Raw genomic sequence first — 19,209 nt, 5'->3', positions numbered from 1 at the left:
GGAAGTATGTTTCAGAAGACGCGTATTCGATTGACTATATTGAATTCATTAGTATTTATCATTTTGATAGGCGTATTAGGTAGTATCATTTATTCTTACACATATAAGCGTATTTATAGTGGAGTAAATGAATCGATAGAAAAAGCCGTTCAACATAGAAAGAATGCAGATGATAAAAAACTACCTAAAAAAATTAGAGGATATCCTCCAATTGGGGATCCAAGGATAATGGAGTTAACTTGGCTTGGAAACACGGTGGAGATAGATATTGAAAACGGCAAACGTCGTTTTATTTTTGAAGACAATTTGGAGAAGTTCTCTCCAAAGAAATTAGGAACTTTGCAAGATATAGAAGTACAAGGACAATATTTTAGAATATTTTCATTTCAAAAAGATGCAAAAATAGTTCAAATTGCAAGGGATATAACAGCTGAAAAAGAAATGTTACATACTTTATTTTTAATTCTTGTGATAGGTTGTAGCGTAGGAAGTTTATGTGCAATAGGAATCGGCTTTTTCTTAGCTGGCAGGGCACTCGTACCTATTCAAAATTCATGGGAAAAACAGCAGCAATTCGTTTCTGATGCGTCACATGAACTAAGGACACCGCTTGCAGTTATTCAATCAAAAACAGATGTTTTATTCCAGTCACCATCCGCTACGATAGAAGAAAAAGCGATGGATATTTCTACAATTTCAAAAGAATGTAGGCGGTTATCAAAACTCGTTAGTAATTTATTATTGCTAGCACGCTCTGATTCTAATCAAATTGAGATGGATAAGAAAACGTTTGAACTCGATAAATTGTTAGAAGAAATAGTAGCTCCATATAAGGAGATTGCTTCTTATCAAGAAAAAGAAATGATATTAAAAGTAGAACGTGGCGTATCTTTTATGGGTGATAGAGAGCGGATTCATCAAATGATGGTCATACTGTTAGATAATGCGATGAAGTATACGAACGAAGGCGGTCATATTCAAATCAATTGCACGCAAACGAGTAGTTCAATTCGTATACAGGTGAAAGATGACGGGATAGGAGTGAAAGAAGAAGATATTCCGAAATTATTCAATCGTTTTTATCAAGGGGATAAAGCAAGAAGTACGTCAGAAGGAGCTGGATTAGGTCTTTCAATCGCAAATTGGATTGTAGAAAAACATTACGGAAAAATATCAGTAGAGAGCAAATGGGAAGAGGGCACTTGTTTTGAAGTGATTTTCCCTAAACACCAAAGAATATAAGTGAGAAGACGATCTTGTTTTTACAAGGTCGTCTTTTTTTAAGGGAAAGTTAAGAAACTATTTTTAACATGTATTATATACAGAAAAGTTCGCCCTATAAAGAAGCGATTATAAAAAGGTATTTGAGTAGATTACATCGATCATAATGTTATTTCGATTATGAATAGGGAATGATGGAAAAGAAAGTGTAAGAGGGAGGAATTAATTTTGAAAAAGAAAATGATGACGGTATTCACTATTGGAGTAATGAGTTTAAGTATATTAGGGGGTGCCTCTCCTTCTGAAACATCAAAAGGAAAGACAGATTACACACAGCGCAGCAAAGAACAATTAAACAACGGAAAGATACATGCTGTGCATACAGAAGAAAAGGCGGAGAATTTAGGGATTGAAACGGCAGGGAAAGAACAAATTACGTTAGAAAAAGAAATCCATGAGACGGAAGTAGGAAGAGAAGCGAAGCAGCTAGGAATTTCGATTGAAGGAAAAGATGTTGGAACTCTTTCAGAAGAAATCTATGAAACAAAAGTGAAGCAAGAAGCGTTAAAGCTAGGCCTATCAATAGAAAACACATCAATTGTAAATTTGATTACTCAAATTAATACGATTAAAATTAGCGATGAAGCGGATAAATTAGGTATTTCAACAAATGGAAAAGAAATAGAGGACATTGCGGAAGAAATCTATGGAACGAAAGTAAGAGAGGAAGCAGGGAAGTTAGGTATTTCACAAAAAGGAAAAGAGATAGAAGAGTTAGCACAAGAAGTATACGAACAAAAAGTGCAAGAAGAGGCAAAAAAATATCATATTGATTTGTATGGGAAAGATATATATCAAGTATTAAGTGAAATTAATGAACAAAAGGTGTTACAAATGGCAGATGAGCTTAATATCGATAAAACGAATATGAATGCTCAAGAACTAGCAGAAAAAATAAAAAAAGATCAGCCTGAAAAAGGAAAAGAACTAAATTTTGTACCGGTGATTCGCACGGATGCTGACGCGTTTTATTCTTATTTAACGAACTAAGAAAGGCGTGAGAGTGATACGAAGGTTTAAGTGGTATATATGTATAGCATTACTAGCTATAGCGGTATGGAATGTATATACAAATGGAATTACAAAGTATATGGAAAAGTTAACATTCTTCAATATACAAAGTGAAAAAGAAGCGGAGTTTAGTAATAATGGTGAAAAGGTCATCTTATCAAATGTACCTTTCATTCAGCAGTTACCAGAGTTAGATAGAGGCTGTGAAGTGACGAGCTTAGCGATGATGTTACAATACGCAGGTATTACAGTGGATAAGATGAAATTAGCAAACGAAATAAAGAAAGTTGATTTTATGAACGATGGTGTACGTGGGAATCCGAATGAAGGATTCGTAGGAAATATTTATACCTTTTCTGAATCAGGATATGGTGTATATCATGGACCACTTTTTCAATTAGCGAAAAAGTATTTACCTAACAAAGCTGTGGACTTAACAGGGAAGAGTATAGGAGAACTTTATAAGAGTGTAAAATCAGGACAACCGGTAGTTATGATTACAAATGCAACATTTGCGCCATTAGATGAAGATGAATTTACTACATGGGAAACAAATAGTGGAGATGTTTCTATTACGTATAATGAACATTGTGTAGTACTTATTGGATATGATAAGGAATTTGTATACATTCGAGATCCTCTAAGTGATAGTTTAGATGTAAAAGTACCGAGAGAAAACTTTGAACAGGCATGGGTGCAAATGGGGAGTCAGGCGATTAGTTATGTGAAAAGCAATTAGTAAGGAAAGGGATGTAAGGAATTGTAAGAGGAGTTTTTGTGGGGGCTTTTTGTTACGAAATAAGAGAACTTCAGCATATATAATAAGCTGAAGTTCTCTTATTTTTTATGATTAAATCTTTAGAAGGAGTGAATATGTAAAAATGCATAATTGACAAAAATATTACATGTTATCATTATATATTGTTTTATATATGTCGTTTGTATAAAATTACACAAGTATTCACATTCCATAAAGGAGGCTTATTATGCAAAAAATATTTAACTGGGTTAAATGTATGAGTATCAAGAAAAAATTAATCATTTCATTTTTTCTTATTTTAACTATACCAGGACTTATTATCGGTGGTGTTTCATATCAAACTGCCAAAACAAATTTTGAACAACAAATCACAGGTAAAGCAAAGGAAAATATTTCGATTTTAAATACTGTTATTTCTCAAAATATAGAAGAGAAATTTGTTGATGCAGCATACTTTGCGGACATCTTAACAGAGGATACATATCCAAACGGACAAGAAGAAATAGTAAGAACGAAATTAGCGCAATATATAAAACTTCATCCAGAAGTAGAAGGTATTTATATTGGAACGCAGACAGGAAAGTTTATAAGAGAACCATTTATCAAAATGGATGATGGGTATAATCCAACAGATAGATCTTGGTATAAAGAAGCACATGAAAATAAAGGGAAAGTAATTGTTACTGCACCATATCAATCAGCATCTACAAAAAATATGGTAGTGACAATTGCAAAAGAAGTAAAAGATGGTAAAGGTGTTATAGGAATTAACTTAAATTTAGATAACATCTTGAAAATTTCCAAAATGATTAACATTGGTGAAAAAGGTTATGCAGTTATTTTAGATCAAAATAAGCAAATTGTTAGTCATCCATCTAGAAAACCAGGTGCAAAAGTTACTGACCCTTGGATTAAACCGATTTATGAAGAAAAACAAGGAAATGTCTCTTATACAGAACAAGATGATAAAAAGAATTTAATCTTTGCAACAAATGAGAAAACGGGCTGGAAAGTAGTTGGAGTTATGTTTGATGAAGAAATTACCCAAGCTGCGAATCCAGTATTTTATAAGACTTTTATTGTTATTGCTATCGCTATTGTATTTGGTAGTGTATTAATTTATTTCATTACAAAGTCTATTACAAGACCATTAAGAAAAATAGCTGACTCGGCACATAAAATTAGTAAGGGAGATTTAACAGAGAAAATTACAATCTATTCCAAGGATGACATAGGGAAATTAGGGAATTCCTTTAATGAAATGTCTGCCTCTTTACAAGATGTGGTTACTCAAATTAGTTTTTCAGCAGAACATGTGGCGGCATCGGCTGAAGAGTTAACAGCGAGCGTACAGCAAGCAAATGATGCGACAGATCAAATTACAATTGCAATGGAACAAGTATCAGGTGGGGCTGAATCACAAAGTCAAGGTGTTGAAGAAGGTGCGGCTACATTACAACAAGTAAATACAGCAATTCAAGATGTAACTGGAAGTGCAGAATCAATTTCTATCTCCTCATTGCATGCGAGAGAAAGAGCTGAAGAAGGGGAGGAATTGGTTGAACAAACAGCAAAACAAATGCAGTCTATTTCTAGGTCGGTATCCGAGTCAGATGCCATTATTAAACTTCTTGATGAGAAATCAAAGCAGGTAGGAGCTATTTCTGAAGCAATTCAAAATATCGCTACTCAAACGAACCTTTTAGCTTTAAATGCGGCTATTGAAGCAGCAAGAGCAGGTGAACAGGGCCGAGGGTTTGCTATTGTAGCAGATGAGGTTAGAAAATTAGCGGAGCAATCAGGAGAATCATCTGGAGAGATTGCGAATTTAATTGCAGAAATTAAGGCTGATATTGAACAGACTGTTAAGGCGATGGATAATGTGAATGGGGAAGTCCAACAAGGCCTTGATGTTGTAACAAAAACGAAAGTAAGTTTTACGGAAATTTTAAGTTCTACTACACATATTGTTTCTCAAGTGAATCAAATGGTAGAAACAACGAAGAGAATTGCTGGAGATGCAAATGAAGTGACAAATGCTATTGATGAAATTGCAGCGGCTGCAGAAGAAAATACAGCTAGTATACAAAGTGTTGCTGCTTCGACAGAAGAACAAATGAATTCAATGGAAGAAATTAGTTCAGCTTCACAAAATTTAGCTGAGATGGCCGAAGAACTACAAGCGATGACTAGTAAATTTAAAGTATAATAACAGCAGATAAGTAAGGTGAAAATAATATCACCTTACTTATTTTTCTATTCAGCAATTAGGGGAGTCATTAATGGGATGAAAAAAAGAAAAAGACTATGGAATTTATGGAAAACGATTACATTGTTAGTTTGTACAGTTGTAATTTTTTCTTTACTTATGACAGATATATTAATTAGTCATAATGTAGAACGGACAACGGAGGATAGCCAAGCAGAGAAAGCAAAAACAATTGCACACATTGTGGCGAATGATTCGATTGTAATCGATGGTTTAATTGGGAAAGCGGATACTGCTGCAATCCAAACGTATACAAATAGAATATTAAAAAACACAGGTGTTCAATTTATTGTAGTTATGGACATGAATGGAATAAGAAAATCACATCCAAATCCTCAAAAAATAGGTCATCATTTTATTGGGGGAGATGAAGGGCCTGCATTGAAAGGAAAGGAACATGTATCGCTGGCAGAAGGAACTTTAGGTATTTCAATGCGAGTGTTTGTACCTGTATTTTCTGAAACAGGTGAACAGCTTGGAGCGGTGGCCGTTGGTATTTCAGCAGATAATGTAAAAGAGAGAGTTAAGGAAAGTAGACATATCATTTATATTGGTGTCGGAGTTGGAGTACTAGTCGGAATTATAGGAGCAATATTGCTAGCTAGACATATAAAGAAAAGTTTATTCGGTCTTGAACCTCACAGAATAGCGAAAATTCTCGAAGAAAGAAATACGATGTTACAATCTGTAAAGGAAGGTATTATTGCTGTAGATAAAGAGGCCAATGTAACTTTAATAAATAATGAGGCAAAACGATTGTTTAAGAAAAGTGGTCTTGAAGAAGATTTTATTGGTAAAGATGTTGAGTTGTATATGCCTAATTCACGTATAAAAGAAGTATTACAAACGGGAGAAGTACAATTAAACGAAGAACAAAATATTTATGGAATTACGATTGTGACGAATCGTGTTCCTTTATATGTAAAAGGAGAAATAGTTGGTGCGATTGCAACATTTCGTGATAAAACAGAGATTAGAAAATTAGCAGAAGAATTAACTGGTATTAGGTTATATGCGGAAGCATTACGGGCACAATCGCATGAATTTATGAATAAAATGCATGTCGTATTAGGGCTTACACACATGAAGCAGTATGAAGAGTTACAGAAATATATAAGCGGTATGGTATCAGAGCATCAATATGAAATTGGTGGGATTATGAAAAGAATAAAAAGTCCAGTATTTGCTGGTTTTTTACTCGGGAAACTTAGCTATGCTAGAGAGAAGAATATAAAATTAATTATAAGTGAAGATTCTTACATGCCGGAAATAGAGGATGAAAGTATTACTCATGAACTGATTACGATTGTAGGAAATTTAATTGATAATGCATTAGAGGCAGTGGCAAATTGTGAAAAGAAGCAAGTTGAAGTTAAGATACAATATGGGGATACACTAATTATTACAGTACAAGATACGGGAAAAGGTATACAAGAAGAAGAAATAGGGGCATTATTTACGAAAGGTTATTCCACAAAGGGAGATAACCGTGGTTATGGTTTGTATCTTGTAACAGAAAGTATACAGCGAATAAATGGGGAAATTCATGTGTATTCATTAGTAGGAAAGGGAACAACGATAACAATTGAAATACCTAAAGGTAGGGATGAGAGGCAAATATGATTAAAGTTTTAATTGTAGAAGATGACCCGATGGTAGCAATGTTAAATACGCATTATTTAGAGCAAGTAGGAGGGTTTGAACTTGTTCAAGCAGTTAATTCGGTAAAATCGGCGATAGAAGTATTAGAGGAATCAAGAGTAGATTTAGTATTACTTGATATTTTTATGCCTGAAGAGACTGGATTTGAGCTTTTAATGCATATTCGGAACCAAGAAAAAGAAATCGATATTATGATGATTTCAGCTGTACATGATATGGGGAGTATTAAAAAAGCATTACAATATGGCGTAGTAGATTATTTAATTAAGCCATTTACATTTGAACGATTTAAAGAGGCGTTAACTATATATCGAGAAAAACTTACTTTCATGAAAGAACAACAAAAAATTAGTCAATCGGAATTAGATTCGTTAATTTTGCAAAAAGAAAAAAGAGAACCTACTGTCACGAAAGAGCTTCCGAAAGGATTAACGAAGCAAACGATGCAATTAATTTGGCGGAAGATCGAGTCGCTAAATGGACAAGCATTTACAACAGAGGAAATGGCGCAATTAGTTGGTGTTTCAAGGGTTTCTATTCGAAAGTATGTAATGTTTTTGACTGAAATTGGAGTGTTAGAAAACGAAATGGTGTATCAACATGTAGGGAGACCAGTGAGTAAATTAAGATGTATTGACCAAAATAAAATAGAGTTTTACGTATAAGCGACTTATTATAAGTCGCTTATACTTTTTTTAATTACAAAATCAATTACAAAACTTACAAAAACTATTTTTACTATTGAAAGCGTTTTAATATTGTTATTAAGAAAACAAGGGGGTGCCATATGGGAATTCAAAAGAATGTGGAAGCGGTATCATTTTCTGAAGGAAATGAAGTACAAAGAGAATCTTTCGCTTCTAAAATTATGAATGTGAAAATCGGTGTTATACCTTTACCGTTATATGTAGTATTGGCTGCTATTATTTATGGGGCATCTGTATATAATAAATTGCCAGCAGATATGATTGGTGGATTTGCAGTTATTATGATCATGGGTATTTTCTTAGGAGACATTGGGATGAGAATTCCAATTTTAAAAAATATCGGTGGTCCAGCAATACTTTCGTTGTTTATTCCATCATTACTTGTATTTTTTAACTGGATGAATCCAGCTTCAATGGAAGCTGCGACTATGTTAATGAAAAAATCGAACTTTTTATATTTATATATTTCTTGTTTAGTAGTCGGAAGTATTTTAGGAATGAATCGTAAAGTATTAGTGCAAGGTTTCGTTCGTATGTTTATACCTTTAGTGGTAGGGACGTTAGCTTCTGTAGTAGTAGGATTATTGGTTGGTTCACTATTTGGATTTGAAATGAAGCAAACATTCTTCTTTATCATCGTACCAATTGTGAGTGGTGGTATCGGGGAAGGGATTTTACCATTGTCGCTAGCTTATAGTGATATTTTAAATGAATCATCAGCAACATTTGTATCACAGCTTATTCCAGCGGCTATTATTGGAAATATGTTCGCTATTGTGAGTGCAGGGTATATGAAGCGTTTAGGTGAGAAGAAACCGGAGCTTAGTGGTAACGGTGTATTAGTAAAAACAGATAATCAAGCCGAGTTATTAAAAGAACAAAATACAGAGAAGCCAATTGACTTCTCATTAATGGGAGCAGGTTTATTAATTGCGTGTACATTCTTCATCTTCGGAGGATTTGCTTCTAAGTTCATCGGTATTCCTGGGGCAATCATTATGATCTTCTCAGCAGCACTTGTGAAATACTTTAAATTAATGCCAGCAAAGATGGAGCAAGGAGCATTCCATCTATATAAATTCATTTCGAAGAATTTAACTTGGCCTTTAATGGTTGGACTAGGATTACTATATATTCCGCTAAAAGACGTAGCAGCAGTTCTTTCAGTAGGATATGTTGTCGTGTGCGCATCAGTTGTTCTTACAATGGTAGCATCAGGTTTCCTTGTAGGGAAAGTGATGAAAATGTATCCGGTTGAATCAGCAATTGTAACTGGATGTCATAGTGGTTTAGGTGGAACTGGAGATGTTGCTATTTTATCAGCTTCAAATCGAATGGAATTAATGCCGTTTGCGCAAATTTCGACTCGTTTAGGCGGGGCAGCAATGGTTGTAACAGCGACAATTTTATTAAAAATGTTTTCATGATCAAACAAGCTAGCTATATTCATATAGCTAGCTTGTCAAATTAAGGAGAGATTATAAGTATGTTAGAAAATCAAATTAATGAAAGATCATTGTTATTGCATAAAGAATTAGTAGGAAAAATTGAAATTACAAGTAAAGTAGAAGTAAATTCAGCGGATGATCTAAGTCTGACATATACACCAGGTGTAGCGGAGTCTTGCAAAGCAATTGCAGCAGATGAAGAAACAGTGTATGACTATACAGCACGCGGTAATATGGTAGCAGTTGTCTCAGATGGAACAGCGGTACTCGGTTTAGGGAACATTGGACCGAAAGCAGCTATGCCTGTTATGGAAGGGAAGAGTATTTTATTTAAGAAATTTGCGAATGTAGATGCTTTCCCATTATGTTTAGGTACGACTGATGTGGATGAAATCGTTACCCTTGTGAAAAATTTAGAGCCTACGTTTGCAGGAATTAACTTAGAAGACATTGCGGCACCACGTTGTTTTGAAATTGAAAAACGATTAAAAGAAGAAACAAGTATTCCTGTATTCCATGATGATCAACATGGAACGGCTATTGTCGTTTTAGCAGCTGTTATTAATGCATTAAAAGTTGTTAGCAAACAAATGGATCATGTGAAAATTGTTATTAACGGTGCTGGTTCGGCAGGAATTGCAATTGGAAAATTATTATTAAAGGCTGGTGCAAAGCACATTACGTTAGTTAGCTTAGAAGGTATTGTTTGTGAAGGTGAAGCATGGATGAACGAAGCGCAAATTGAGGTTTCAAAAAAGACAAATCGAGAACATGTACGTGGAACGTTAAAAGAAGCGATTTATCAAGCTGATATTTTTATCGGTGTATCTGCTCCTAATGTACTAACGAAAGAGCTTGTAAAGACGATGAATGAGAAAGCAATTGTGTTCGCTATGGCGAATCCAATTCCAGAAATCTTCCCAGAGGATGCATTAAAGGCTGGGGCAGCTGTAGTAGGAACCGGGCGCTCAGATTATGCGAATCAAGTAAATAATGTATTGGCGTTCCCAGGAATATTCCGCGGTGCGTTAGATGTGCGCGCGACTGATATTACAGAAGAAATGAAATTAGCGGCAGCGTATGGGATCGCTAACATCATTACGGACGAAGAACGTAATGCGAATTATGTAATCCCGAATCCATTAGATAAAAGAGTTGTTCCAAGTGTTGCTGAAGCTGTGGCGAAGGCAGCTATTGATTCAGGCGTGGCGCAAATTACGAAAATACCAAGTTATTAATAGCTAAAAGCAGTGCCTAAAAGGCACTGCTTTTTTTGAGATAAGAAATCAAAATAATGAAGAAGTGTAAAATTATTTATTTATGTTTCTTCACTATTTATTTAATTCCATTGCAACTTGTTTACCATTTACTAAAACCTCAGTTACTGCTACGATCACTTCTATCATTTTTTTCATCTCTCATCTCTCCTCGTTTTATTTCTTACTTTAAGTATAAGAGAAGAGAGAGACTTCAACTATCGAAGTATATGACGTGGAAATTACATTGTTGTAAGAAACTATTTTAGTTCTGTCACTTTACTCAGTAGTAATTACAAATTGATCATAATATTTTTCATTCACGTATATATTTAATACCCATAATCCAGATGAAGGTAGTGACATAGTGAGTGGGAGTTCGGTTGTAGTAGAATCAATTGTATTTGAAGTAGTCCAAGTTGGTTTAGAAGTTTCTTGTTGAAAGAGTACGGGTGTTGGGGTTACTGATCCTTGTTTTAGTGCAATAATAGATAGTTTTCCAGTTGGCCTTTCAGAATCTAAAAAGTACCACATTATTTCATTTTGTTCATTTGAGATAATAGAGGTATCAGCCATTGCGATTTTTCCTTCGATGCCTTTTAAAGGTATTTTTCCATCTACGAAGGATGGAGCTTCTTCCCAATTCACATCTTTTAAAACACTAAGATGAAAGAAGGAAGGTGCATTAACTTGATTGGATGATGTTGTGACAGCTTCTTTTTTAGGTACTTCGGAATCGGGTTGAGCTTGCGAGCATCCAGCGATGAGAAAGGAGAAAAGTAGCATAGTTCCAATTTTTTTCATGGTGTCACACTCCTAATTTTTACTGTTAGTGTAATTGTATTTGCCAGAAAGAGGGACAATTCCTTTAAAGTATAAAAAGAGGTCGTAAGTTTTGTACGACCTCTTTTGACATTTTTTATATTTGTTCAGTTGAAAAGGTTGGTTCTCGTTCTTTTTGAGGCATCGTTAAGAAAATAACAGAAAGAACGATACATACGCCGCCTAGTAATTGATACGCTCCAAATGATTCATTTAGCCAAGCGATTGAAACGATAGCTGCTACAAGTGGTTCAATGCTAGATAAAATGCTCGTTTCTGTTGCTGCTAAATATTTCAGACTACCGATATAAAGAAGGAAAGAAAGAGTGCCACTTATAATGATAAGGATAAGCATAGAAAAAGTTTTTGGTGTAAAGGTTTGTGAAAGTTGACTCCATCCAAACGAGCGATTAAAAATAAGCAGAGCGATGCCGCCGATTAGCATCCCCCAGCCAATTACTATGGTTGTTCCGCATTCTTTAATAAGAGAAGCTGGATGGAGGGTATAAAATGCAAATCCAATTGCTGTTAATAGGCCAAAAATAATGGCTTCTTTCGATAAAACAATATTTTCAATTGAACCGTTTGTAATAATAAAGTACGTTCCCGTTAGTGCAGTAATAATTGCGAGTAGTTGCATAGAAGCAGGGAATTTTCTTTGTCCAAATGCGACATAAATGGTAATAAAAACAGGACCTAGAAATTGAAATAATGTCGCTGTGACCGCATTACTAATATGAACTGTTTCGATAAAGGCATATTGCGCACCGAGCATGCCGAGAATAGAGAAAATAATAAGTTGTATAGAATGTCTAGAGTGTTTCCAAATTTGAAATATGTTTTGTTTCTTTATAAGTAAAAAAGATAAAATAAATAATCCCGCAAGCAACAAGCGAATTGTTAAAAAATCAATTGATGATACGTTAGTATGTTGAAATAGCCACTGAATCATCGGGCCAGATAATCCCCATAAGGTAGCTCCTGTAATAATCATAATGAGTCCAATCCGTCTACTATTGTTCATAATCATGCATCTCCTCTCGAGTATTTGATTTTTTATGTGTGACATGATAAAAGGAATTATATATAACTTCTGGTACTGTAAAAAGTATCAGATTTTAGTTTTATTAAGGGGTCAGATATTATGTTAGAATTAACGCCTAATTTAAATATGAATAGTAAAAAGGCATTGTACGTGCAATTGTATGAGTATATAAAAAAAGAGATTAAGGATGGAACGATTTCCGCTTTTACAAAATTACCCGCAAAGAGAAAGCTGGCGAGCTATTTACAAGTGAGTAAGAATACAATAGAAGCGGCTTACGAGCAATTACTTGCAGAAGGTTACATTGAGTCGATATCAAGAAAAGGTTATTTTGTATGTAAATTTGAACAAATGATGGATGTAGAAGGAAGCGAAGCGAAAGTAGAAGAAGTATCGTTTCGGGAGGAGAACTATACATTTGATTTCACACAAACAGGGGTTGATACAAAAACTTTTCCATTCACTATGTACCGCAAGCTTATAAATGATGTATGGCAGCCGCGTAATAATGATTTACTTTTTCTTGGACACCCTCAAGGAGAATTAAGCTTACGAGAGGAAATTGCGAACTATTTGTATGAATCTAGAGGTGTACGTTGTTCAGCTAGTCAAATTGTATTAGGTGCGGGAACACAAATATTAGTGAAGTTACTTTTTCAATTGTTGAAGGGAAGTAATTACGCTGTTGAAAATCCAGGGTACCATAGGAAAATGGTCGTTTTTGAACAGGGAGAAAAGAAGGTTCAAATGTTGTCTTTAGATAGGGACGGAATTTGTATGGCAGATTTAGAAAATAGCACTGCAAATGTTGTATTTGTAACTCCTTCTCATCAGTTTCCATATGGAATGATTATGCCTATTACAAGAAGGACGCAGCTTTTACAATGGGCAAAGAAAGAAGAAGATAGGTATATTATTGAAGATGATTACGATAGTGAATTTCGTTATTCAGGAAAGCCAATTCCGGCACTACAAGGGTTAGATACAGATGGGAAAGTTATTTATATGGGGACGTTATCAAAAGCTTTGTTGCCCTCACTACGGATGAGCTATATAGTATTACCGAAGAATTTAATTAAAAAGTATCAAAAGGAATATTTGTTTTATACACAAAGTGTTTCAAGAATGGACCAAGAAGTGATTAGAAAGTTTTTAAATGAAGGTTATTGGGAAAAACATATTCATAAAATGCGTGTCGTCTATCGGAAAAAGAGGGATCGACTCGTTTTTGAAATAGGAAAGTATTTCTCTAATCGTGTTGAGGTAATAGGGGAAGATTCGGGATTACACATTTTATTAAAAGTGCATAATGGAATGCGAGAAGAAGAACTAATTAAAGAAGCTGCAAAATATAGTATTAAAATATATCCTGTTTCTACGTACTACAAAGACGATACTGCACCTGAAAATGTAGTTTTACTTGGTTTTGCGATTTTATCAGAAGAAGAAATTGCGCAAGCGATTCAACTATTAAATACAGCGTGGTTTCGAAAAAAATAAAAAAACATCCTCATACACGAGAGGATGTTTTTTATTATTTATTTTCATCTAAGAATAAGACCATATGCTCTTCGTCCCAATATTGTCCGTTATATTTTAATGAACGTTCTTGCACACCGAATGTTTTAAATCCTAATGATTCATAAAGTTTTTTTGCTCCATCGTTGCCAACAACAACATCAAGCATAACTTGTTCCACCTCTAAAGATTTAGCAAGTTCAAGACATTCTTTAATAAGTGCTTTTCCTGCTCCAAGTCCGCGTGCTTTTGGAGATACATATACAGAACCGATTTTAGCTTTATGTTCTTGTTTTACATATGGTTTCGTTTCCAGCGTTGCAACCCCGATTAATTTTCCATCTTTAAATGCACCTAGCGTATAGTTTTCATCTTGTGCTAATTTTTGTGCTTTATATTCAATCGCACACTCTTTATTAATAATATCTTCATAAGAAGAGCTGAAAGCCTCAGGGTTTTGCTTTAATCCTTCTACACGAAGTTCTAAGTAAATTTCCGCTTCGTCTTTTGTTAATACATGGATATCCAATTATATCACCCTCCAAATCTTTGACAAATGTATCTTTATTTTATATTGAAATAAGAATAATTTCAAAAGCTTAGCTTATATAAGCTGATTTTATGAACAAAATAACACCAGTAGTTTTTACTATTACTGGTGTTTTCACACACATATTATTCAAAAGGTAGCTCAATTATAAAGGTAGTTCCTACCCCTAATTTGCTTGTTACTAGAATGGCACCGTTATGCAATTCCACAATTTCTTTAGCAACAGCTAGCCCGATACCTTGTCCCCCAGTAGCTCTCGTTCTAGATTTATCAACACGATAAAAACGATCGAAAATATGCGGAATATCTTCTTCAGGAATACCTTCACCTTCATCTTGTACACTTATTGTAAAAGAATTTGTTTCAGCGAGTACGCGTATCGTAATAGTAGTGTTTTCTAGTGAGTGTTGATAAGCATTGTGTAATAAATTTAACATAACTTGTTCCATACGTCTTTCGTCTATGCAAACTTCTAAATCATCTTTGCAATATACATGAAGTTGCATTTGTTTATTTGTTAATGTTGTTTTTGTTTTTTCAACCATTCGTTCTAAAAATGGTCTAAGAAGTACTTTTTGTTTTTTTATAACAAACTGGTGTTGTTCTAATTGTACAAGCATAAATAAATCTTGGACGAGGTCAGTTACACTATCTGTTTCATCCTCGATGATTTGCAAGTATTCTTCTCGCTCTTCTTTCGTTAAAGTGTCTCTCTTTGCTACTTTCGCATAACCTTTCATATAGGTCAATGGAGTTAATAGTTCATGGGCGACACTAGCAAGAAATTCATTGCGTTCTTTTTTCATATAAGTTAGTTCACTGGACAAATCTTCAATCGTTTTTGCTAAGCTTCCAAGTTCATCATTCCGTTTAATACCTAATTGAATTGGCTTATTTAATTTTGACATTTTTTCTGTTGCCCTCTTCATTTTTATAAGCGGTTCTGTAATAACACGAGAAAAAACAAAGACAGAAATAGTCGTTAAAATAACAGTCAAAACACTAATGATAAGAAATTGGTTCATGAGTTTAAGTAACATATTTTCTAAGAAAGATGTTTTTAGTAACATATATAACTTTCCTTGAAACTTTGTTGTGTTAAGTGGGCTTACTGTGGTGATGAATTTTGACTTTTTCCAGTTTCTTTCAACGATTAATCCGCTTTCTGGGACAGATTCTGTTTTACAAGTAAGTTGTTTTTGCATTTCTTTTGTTACGGGTTCTGAGGTGGAAATAATTTTGCCGTTATGGTCAGTAATAATAATAGCTATATCGGAGTTAGAAATTGATTCCGATTCAACTAAGTGTGCAGCCGCATTCGCAATATCGAACTCGGGGTACACGGGGCGTTTAGGATTTTTATTATGTTCAGTGTGTTGCATTTCTTTATAATATTCATCCCGTCTCTCGCGGTTTTTAATTTTTTTACTATAGCGATTACCTTTTTCTAAAAGAGCGAGTGTTTCCTCTTCAATGCGCATTTTAGAAATACTTTTGTAAAAAGATACGAAAGCAATTGTTTCAATGCATAAAGCTAATATTAAAAAGTATGTCCCGATTTTAAGTGAAAGTTTACTCATTTTCTCACCATACCTTATTCATAATAAAGGGTCAGTGGTATACTAGTTTCCACTGACCGAAGTAATTATTCACTTTTCCATTTATATCCGACCTTATAAACAGTTTCTAAGTAATTTTCAACTGGAAATCCTTTTTTACGTAATTTATCACGGATATTGCGAATATGTGAATCGATTGTTCTATATTCAATGTCTGTTTCATAACCCCAAATTTTTTCGATTAAATCATCTCGGCTATAAGCACGGTTTGTATTTTGTAAAAATAGTCCAAGTAACGAAAATTCGATAGGAGTCAGTGAGATTTTTTCATCATACACTGTGACAGTATGTTTCGTTTTATCCCACTCAATACCATTGAAGCTAACAAATCCATCTTTCTTTGTACGGCGTAATATAGCCTCAATTCGTGCAACTAATACATGCTCATCAAATGGTTTTGTAATATAGTCATCTGCGCCGATCGTAAGGCCTTTTACCATATCGTAATTTTGATTACGAGCTGTTAGCATAATGATTGGAACGTTGGAAATTTGACGGATTTGATAGCAAGTATCCCATCCATCCATATTTGGCATCATTACATCTAACAAAACAATATCGAAGTCTTTTTGTTCTATTAACTTTAGTGCTTCAAGGCCAGAGGTAGCTTTCATACAAAAATAGCCACGAGGACTTAAGAACAGATCTAATAATCGTAACATACGTTCTTCATCGTCTACTAATAAAATTTTTACCATAATCTTGTGCACCCCAAACTGTTCATTCTACTTGTATAGTTTACATGAAAATGATAAAAAACTCTTTTTATGTGATTGAGTGGAAGAGTGATTTCTCGCTCAGAGTAATTGACATAAAAAATGCACTAGTTTTGCACAACTATTTTTTATAATAGAAAACGTAGCGACACAAAATACCCTATGTTGCGACATAACGTCATGTCATTTTATTTATAAAATGACAATTCCATTCTATTGTGTATGTGAGATAGAGAGGGTTTTCGTATTCACCTCGCATCGGATAAGAAAAATTTCCTATCTCACACTTTTTTTAAAAGGAGATCATACACATGAATCCAAAAGAAGAAATTTCAAAAAAAGAAAAGCAAGATCGTAATACGGTTGTCATGTGCGTTGCCGTATCTATGGTTATTATTATAAGTTGTGTAAATAAAATTTTGGGGATTTTATAATATAAAAAAAGCTTATTGCTTCTTAAGAAGCAATAAGCTTTTTTCGTTGTTAGGGGGAGTATTTTTATATAATAAACCAAGGTAAAATTGCTAATCCAGAAGTTACAATTGCTGTAGTAAATATTAAAAGCATAGCTCGTTTGTTTTGTTTCATGTCACATTCTCCTCTACATATCAAGTACATGCGATCAGCGTGGGATGTAGTTCCCCACTGAGTAAAGTTTCACTTTATATTTTTAGTATAATGAATGGAAAGGTTTGGTACGATCGATAAAGGTGACATGAAGATTACATTGTTGTAATGAAAAAAGCATCTTTCTTAATAAAAAGATGCTTTTGGAAAACTAGATTGAAGTATTAATCATTTAAGAATAGAACCATATGTTCTTCGTCCCAATATTGACCGTTATGTTTTAATGAACGCTCTTGTACGCCGTAAGTTTGGAAACCTAATGACTCATATAATTTTTTTGCTGCATCGTTACCAACTACAACATCGAGCATAAGTTGTTCTACATGTAATTTATCGGCATTTTCAATAATTGCTTTAATAAGAGCTCGTCCTGCTCCAAGGCCACGTGCTTTAGGGGAAACAAAAACGGAACCGATTTTTGCTTTATGTTCTTGTTTAATGAAAGGCTTTGTTTCTAAAGTAGCAATGCCGATTAAATCGTTATCTTTGAAGACACCTAGAGTATACTTATCCGGATTGCTTAATCGTTTTGCCATAGCAGCTACAGGATCCTCATGTTTAAGAACATCTTCATAAGAAGAGCTAAAAGCTTCCGGGTTCTTCGTTAAACCTTCCATACAAACTTTTAAATATATTTCTGCGTCCTCTGTCGTTAATAAGCGAATTTCCATCGTTGTAACCTCCTTGGTCGATTTCAAATAAAGTGAACCTTTTATAAGATTGTGTATGTGTTTTGTGAGCAGTCTCTTTTAATTTGTAAAAGAATGAAAAGATATATGCTACAATGTTTTGTTTTTTAATATGTAATGAAATTATATATTAACTTTATTAACTATTCAAGTGTTTAATATATTACATTTTTATAACTAAATAACTCCTCGATTGAGGAGTTATTTTAGTTATTTGATTGATAACCATCAATTCGATTTGGATGCGTGTAAATATTACAAGAGTCATTTCTAATAAATCCTACGACTGTAATGCCTAAATCGTGAGCGAGTTGCAATGCTAGTTTTGTTGGAGCGGATTTAGATAGAACAATTTCACATCCGATTTTTGAAACTTTGAGTAAAATTTCGGATGAAATACGCCCGCTAAATGCAATGATTTTTCCTTTAACAGATATATCGTTGCGTAAACAATGTCCATATATTTTATCTAATGCATTATGTCTTCCAATATCCATTCTTGATAGGAGGATATTGTTTCGATCACATAGCGCGGTATTGTGAACACCGCCGGTTTGGCGAAAGGTAGTAGAAGATTGTTGTAAAGTATTCATTAAGTAAAAGCATTCTTCAGGAGTAATTTTTACATGTATATCATGTAAATCTTTTGCTTTTGCTGCATCGTTAGCGAAAATAAAACCTTGTCTACCTTTTCCGCAGCAGGAAGTGATGTATCGTTTATTATATAAATTTTGATAGAGCGGATTTATTTTTGATGATGTTACATGGACAATTCCGTTATCTTTTTGAACCCATAGTTCTTCAATATCTTTATAGGAAGAAATAATCCCCTCAGAAATTAAAAAACCAATTACCATATCTTCAATATAATTTGGTGTACATACGACTGTTACATATTCTTCACCATTCAATTTAATAGTAATAGGAGATTCTGTAACAATCTCATCAGTTTGTTTTGAAAATGTACCAGAGTGATAGCGTACAATTGTATAACTCTCTTGCGTAGGTCCCATATGAAATTCCCCTTTTATATGTATTTTCTCCCACATTCATCATAAAACATTGAAAAAATAAAAACATCTATTAGAAGGAAGGTATCAGATTATTTTGGTTATTATTGTATATATACGATATAATAGAAATGTAGAATAGTGAAATTTTCAAGCTTTCGTAGTGATACCTTATAAACATCTAGAATCGACTTCATAAGAAAAGTATTTAGGCAGGGC

17 protein-coding genes and 1 pseudogene are annotated in these 19,209 nt (G+C 34.0%); 11 read left to right on the top strand and 7 right to left on the bottom strand.

What is annotated here, in order from left to right; genetic code table 11:
* Positions 1–6: 6 nt before the first annotated feature.
* From ACTT1L_RS14930 to ACTT1L_RS14890, 9 genes and pseudogenes are all read left to right on the top strand, one after another.
* Positions 7–1,242 (top strand): sensor histidine kinase, encoded by a 1,236-nt coding sequence (locus ACTT1L_RS14930; protein WP_282957204.1) that lies wholly within the window; start codon positions 7–9, stop codon positions 1,240–1,242.
* 207 nt (positions 1,243–1,449) lie between these two features.
* Entirely contained in the window at positions 1,450–2,271 is an 822-nt protein-coding gene (locus tag ACTT1L_RS14925; RefSeq protein WP_071742062.1) for a transporter, read from the top strand.
* Between the two features lie 13 nt (positions 2,272–2,284).
* Positions 2,285–3,031: a C39 family peptidase gene (locus ACTT1L_RS14920; RefSeq protein ID WP_061131289.1), complete on the top strand. Its 747-nt coding sequence runs from the start codon at positions 2,285–2,287 to the stop codon at positions 3,029–3,031.
* A gap of 247 nt (positions 3,032–3,278) precedes the next feature.
* Positions 3,279–4,322: pseudogene (locus ACTT1L_RS14915) on the top strand (HAMP domain-containing protein); the annotation flags it as partial.
* Complete coding sequence (locus ACTT1L_RS14910; protein ID WP_442821986.1) at positions 4,314–5,261, top strand: methyl-accepting chemotaxis protein; 948 nt, start codon at positions 4,314–4,316, stop codon at positions 5,259–5,261. The pseudogene ACTT1L_RS14915 and the gene ACTT1L_RS14910, both read left to right, overlap by 9 nt.
* A gap of 78 nt (positions 5,262–5,339) precedes the next feature.
* The gene (locus tag ACTT1L_RS14905) at positions 5,340–6,944 is read left to right on the top strand and encodes a sensor histidine kinase (RefSeq protein ID WP_061131291.1); all 1,605 of its coding nucleotides are present in this window, start codon (positions 5,340–5,342) and stop codon (positions 6,942–6,944) included.
* The gene (locus tag ACTT1L_RS14900) at positions 6,941–7,648 is read left to right on the top strand and encodes a response regulator (protein WP_000598675.1); all 708 of its coding nucleotides are present in this window, start codon (positions 6,941–6,943) and stop codon (positions 7,646–7,648) included. The genes ACTT1L_RS14905 and ACTT1L_RS14900 overlap by 4 nt, the downstream gene beginning before the upstream one ends.
* A 122-nt stretch (positions 7,649–7,770) precedes the next feature.
* On the top strand, positions 7,771–9,117 hold the full coding sequence (locus tag ACTT1L_RS14895; protein WP_000512726.1) for a 2-hydroxycarboxylate transporter family protein: 1,347 nt from the start codon (positions 7,771–7,773) through the stop codon (positions 9,115–9,117).
* Between the two features lie 59 nt (positions 9,118–9,176).
* On the top strand, positions 9,177–10,376 hold the full coding sequence (locus tag ACTT1L_RS14890) for an NAD(P)-dependent malic enzyme (protein WP_000892425.1): 1,200 nt from the start codon (positions 9,177–9,179) through the stop codon (positions 10,374–10,376).
* Between the two features lie 297 nt (positions 10,377–10,673).
* On the opposite strand, the gene ACTT1L_RS14885 is transcribed toward ACTT1L_RS14890, so the two are convergent.
* Together ACTT1L_RS14885 and ACTT1L_RS14880 are read right to left on the bottom strand one after the other, a co-directional pair.
* Entirely contained in the window at positions 10,674–11,198 is a 525-nt protein-coding gene (locus ACTT1L_RS14885) for a DUF4871 domain-containing protein (RefSeq protein WP_250670153.1), read from the bottom strand.
* Between the two features lie 115 nt (positions 11,199–11,313).
* Complete coding sequence (locus tag ACTT1L_RS14880; protein WP_001066056.1) at positions 11,314–12,240, bottom strand: DMT family transporter; 927 nt, start codon at positions 12,238–12,240, stop codon at positions 11,314–11,316.
* Between the two features lie 120 nt (positions 12,241–12,360).
* Between ACTT1L_RS14880 and pdxR the strand changes: the two genes are divergently transcribed.
* The gene (gene pdxR, locus ACTT1L_RS14875) at positions 12,361–13,761 is read left to right on the top strand and encodes a MocR-like pyridoxine biosynthesis transcription factor PdxR (protein WP_240814446.1); all 1,401 of its coding nucleotides are present in this window, start codon (positions 12,361–12,363) and stop codon (positions 13,759–13,761) included.
* Between the two features lie 34 nt (positions 13,762–13,795).
* Here pdxR and ACTT1L_RS14870 read toward each other — a convergent pair whose 3' ends face one another.
* The 3 genes from ACTT1L_RS14870 to ACTT1L_RS14860 all read right to left on the bottom strand — a co-directional run bounded on the left by ACTT1L_RS14870 (position 13,796) and on the right by ACTT1L_RS14860 (position 16,646).
* Positions 13,796–14,308 (bottom strand): GNAT family N-acetyltransferase, encoded by a 513-nt coding sequence (locus ACTT1L_RS14870; protein ID WP_000351212.1) that lies wholly within the window; start codon positions 14,306–14,308, stop codon positions 13,796–13,798.
* 146 nt (positions 14,309–14,454) lie between these two features.
* Positions 14,455–15,909, bottom strand: coding sequence for a HAMP domain-containing sensor histidine kinase (locus tag ACTT1L_RS14865; protein WP_442821981.1), 1,455 nt, complete (start codon positions 15,907–15,909; stop codon positions 14,455–14,457).
* Between the two features lie 65 nt (positions 15,910–15,974).
* The gene (locus ACTT1L_RS14860) at positions 15,975–16,646 is read right to left on the bottom strand and encodes a response regulator transcription factor (protein ID WP_000238954.1); all 672 of its coding nucleotides are present in this window, start codon (positions 16,644–16,646) and stop codon (positions 15,975–15,977) included.
* 329 nt (positions 16,647–16,975) lie between these two features.
* Between ACTT1L_RS14860 and ACTT1L_RS14855 the strand changes: the two genes are divergently transcribed.
* Entirely contained in the window at positions 16,976–17,098 is a 123-nt protein-coding gene (locus tag ACTT1L_RS14855) for a hypothetical protein (RefSeq protein WP_001068392.1), read from the top strand.
* 357 nt (positions 17,099–17,455) lie between these two features.
* Here the strand turns inward: ACTT1L_RS14855 and ACTT1L_RS14850 are convergent, their stop codons facing one another.
* On the bottom strand, positions 17,456–17,962 hold the full coding sequence (locus ACTT1L_RS14850) for a GNAT family N-acetyltransferase (protein WP_000405875.1): 507 nt from the start codon (positions 17,960–17,962) through the stop codon (positions 17,456–17,458).
* Positions 17,963–18,186: 224 nt separating this feature from the next.
* Complete coding sequence (gene fdhD / locus ACTT1L_RS14845; protein ID WP_061131295.1) at positions 18,187–18,993, bottom strand: formate dehydrogenase accessory sulfurtransferase FdhD; 807 nt, start codon at positions 18,991–18,993, stop codon at positions 18,187–18,189.
* Between the last annotated feature and the right edge of the window lie 216 nt (positions 18,994–19,209).

Origin of the sequence: Bacillus sp. FH (assembly GCF_052216825.1) — a bacterium.
Taxonomy (GTDB): domain Bacteria; phylum Bacillota; class Bacilli; order Bacillales; family Bacillaceae_G; genus Bacillus_A; species Bacillus_A paranthracis.
This window is presented reverse-complemented; position numbering and strand designations above follow the sequence as displayed.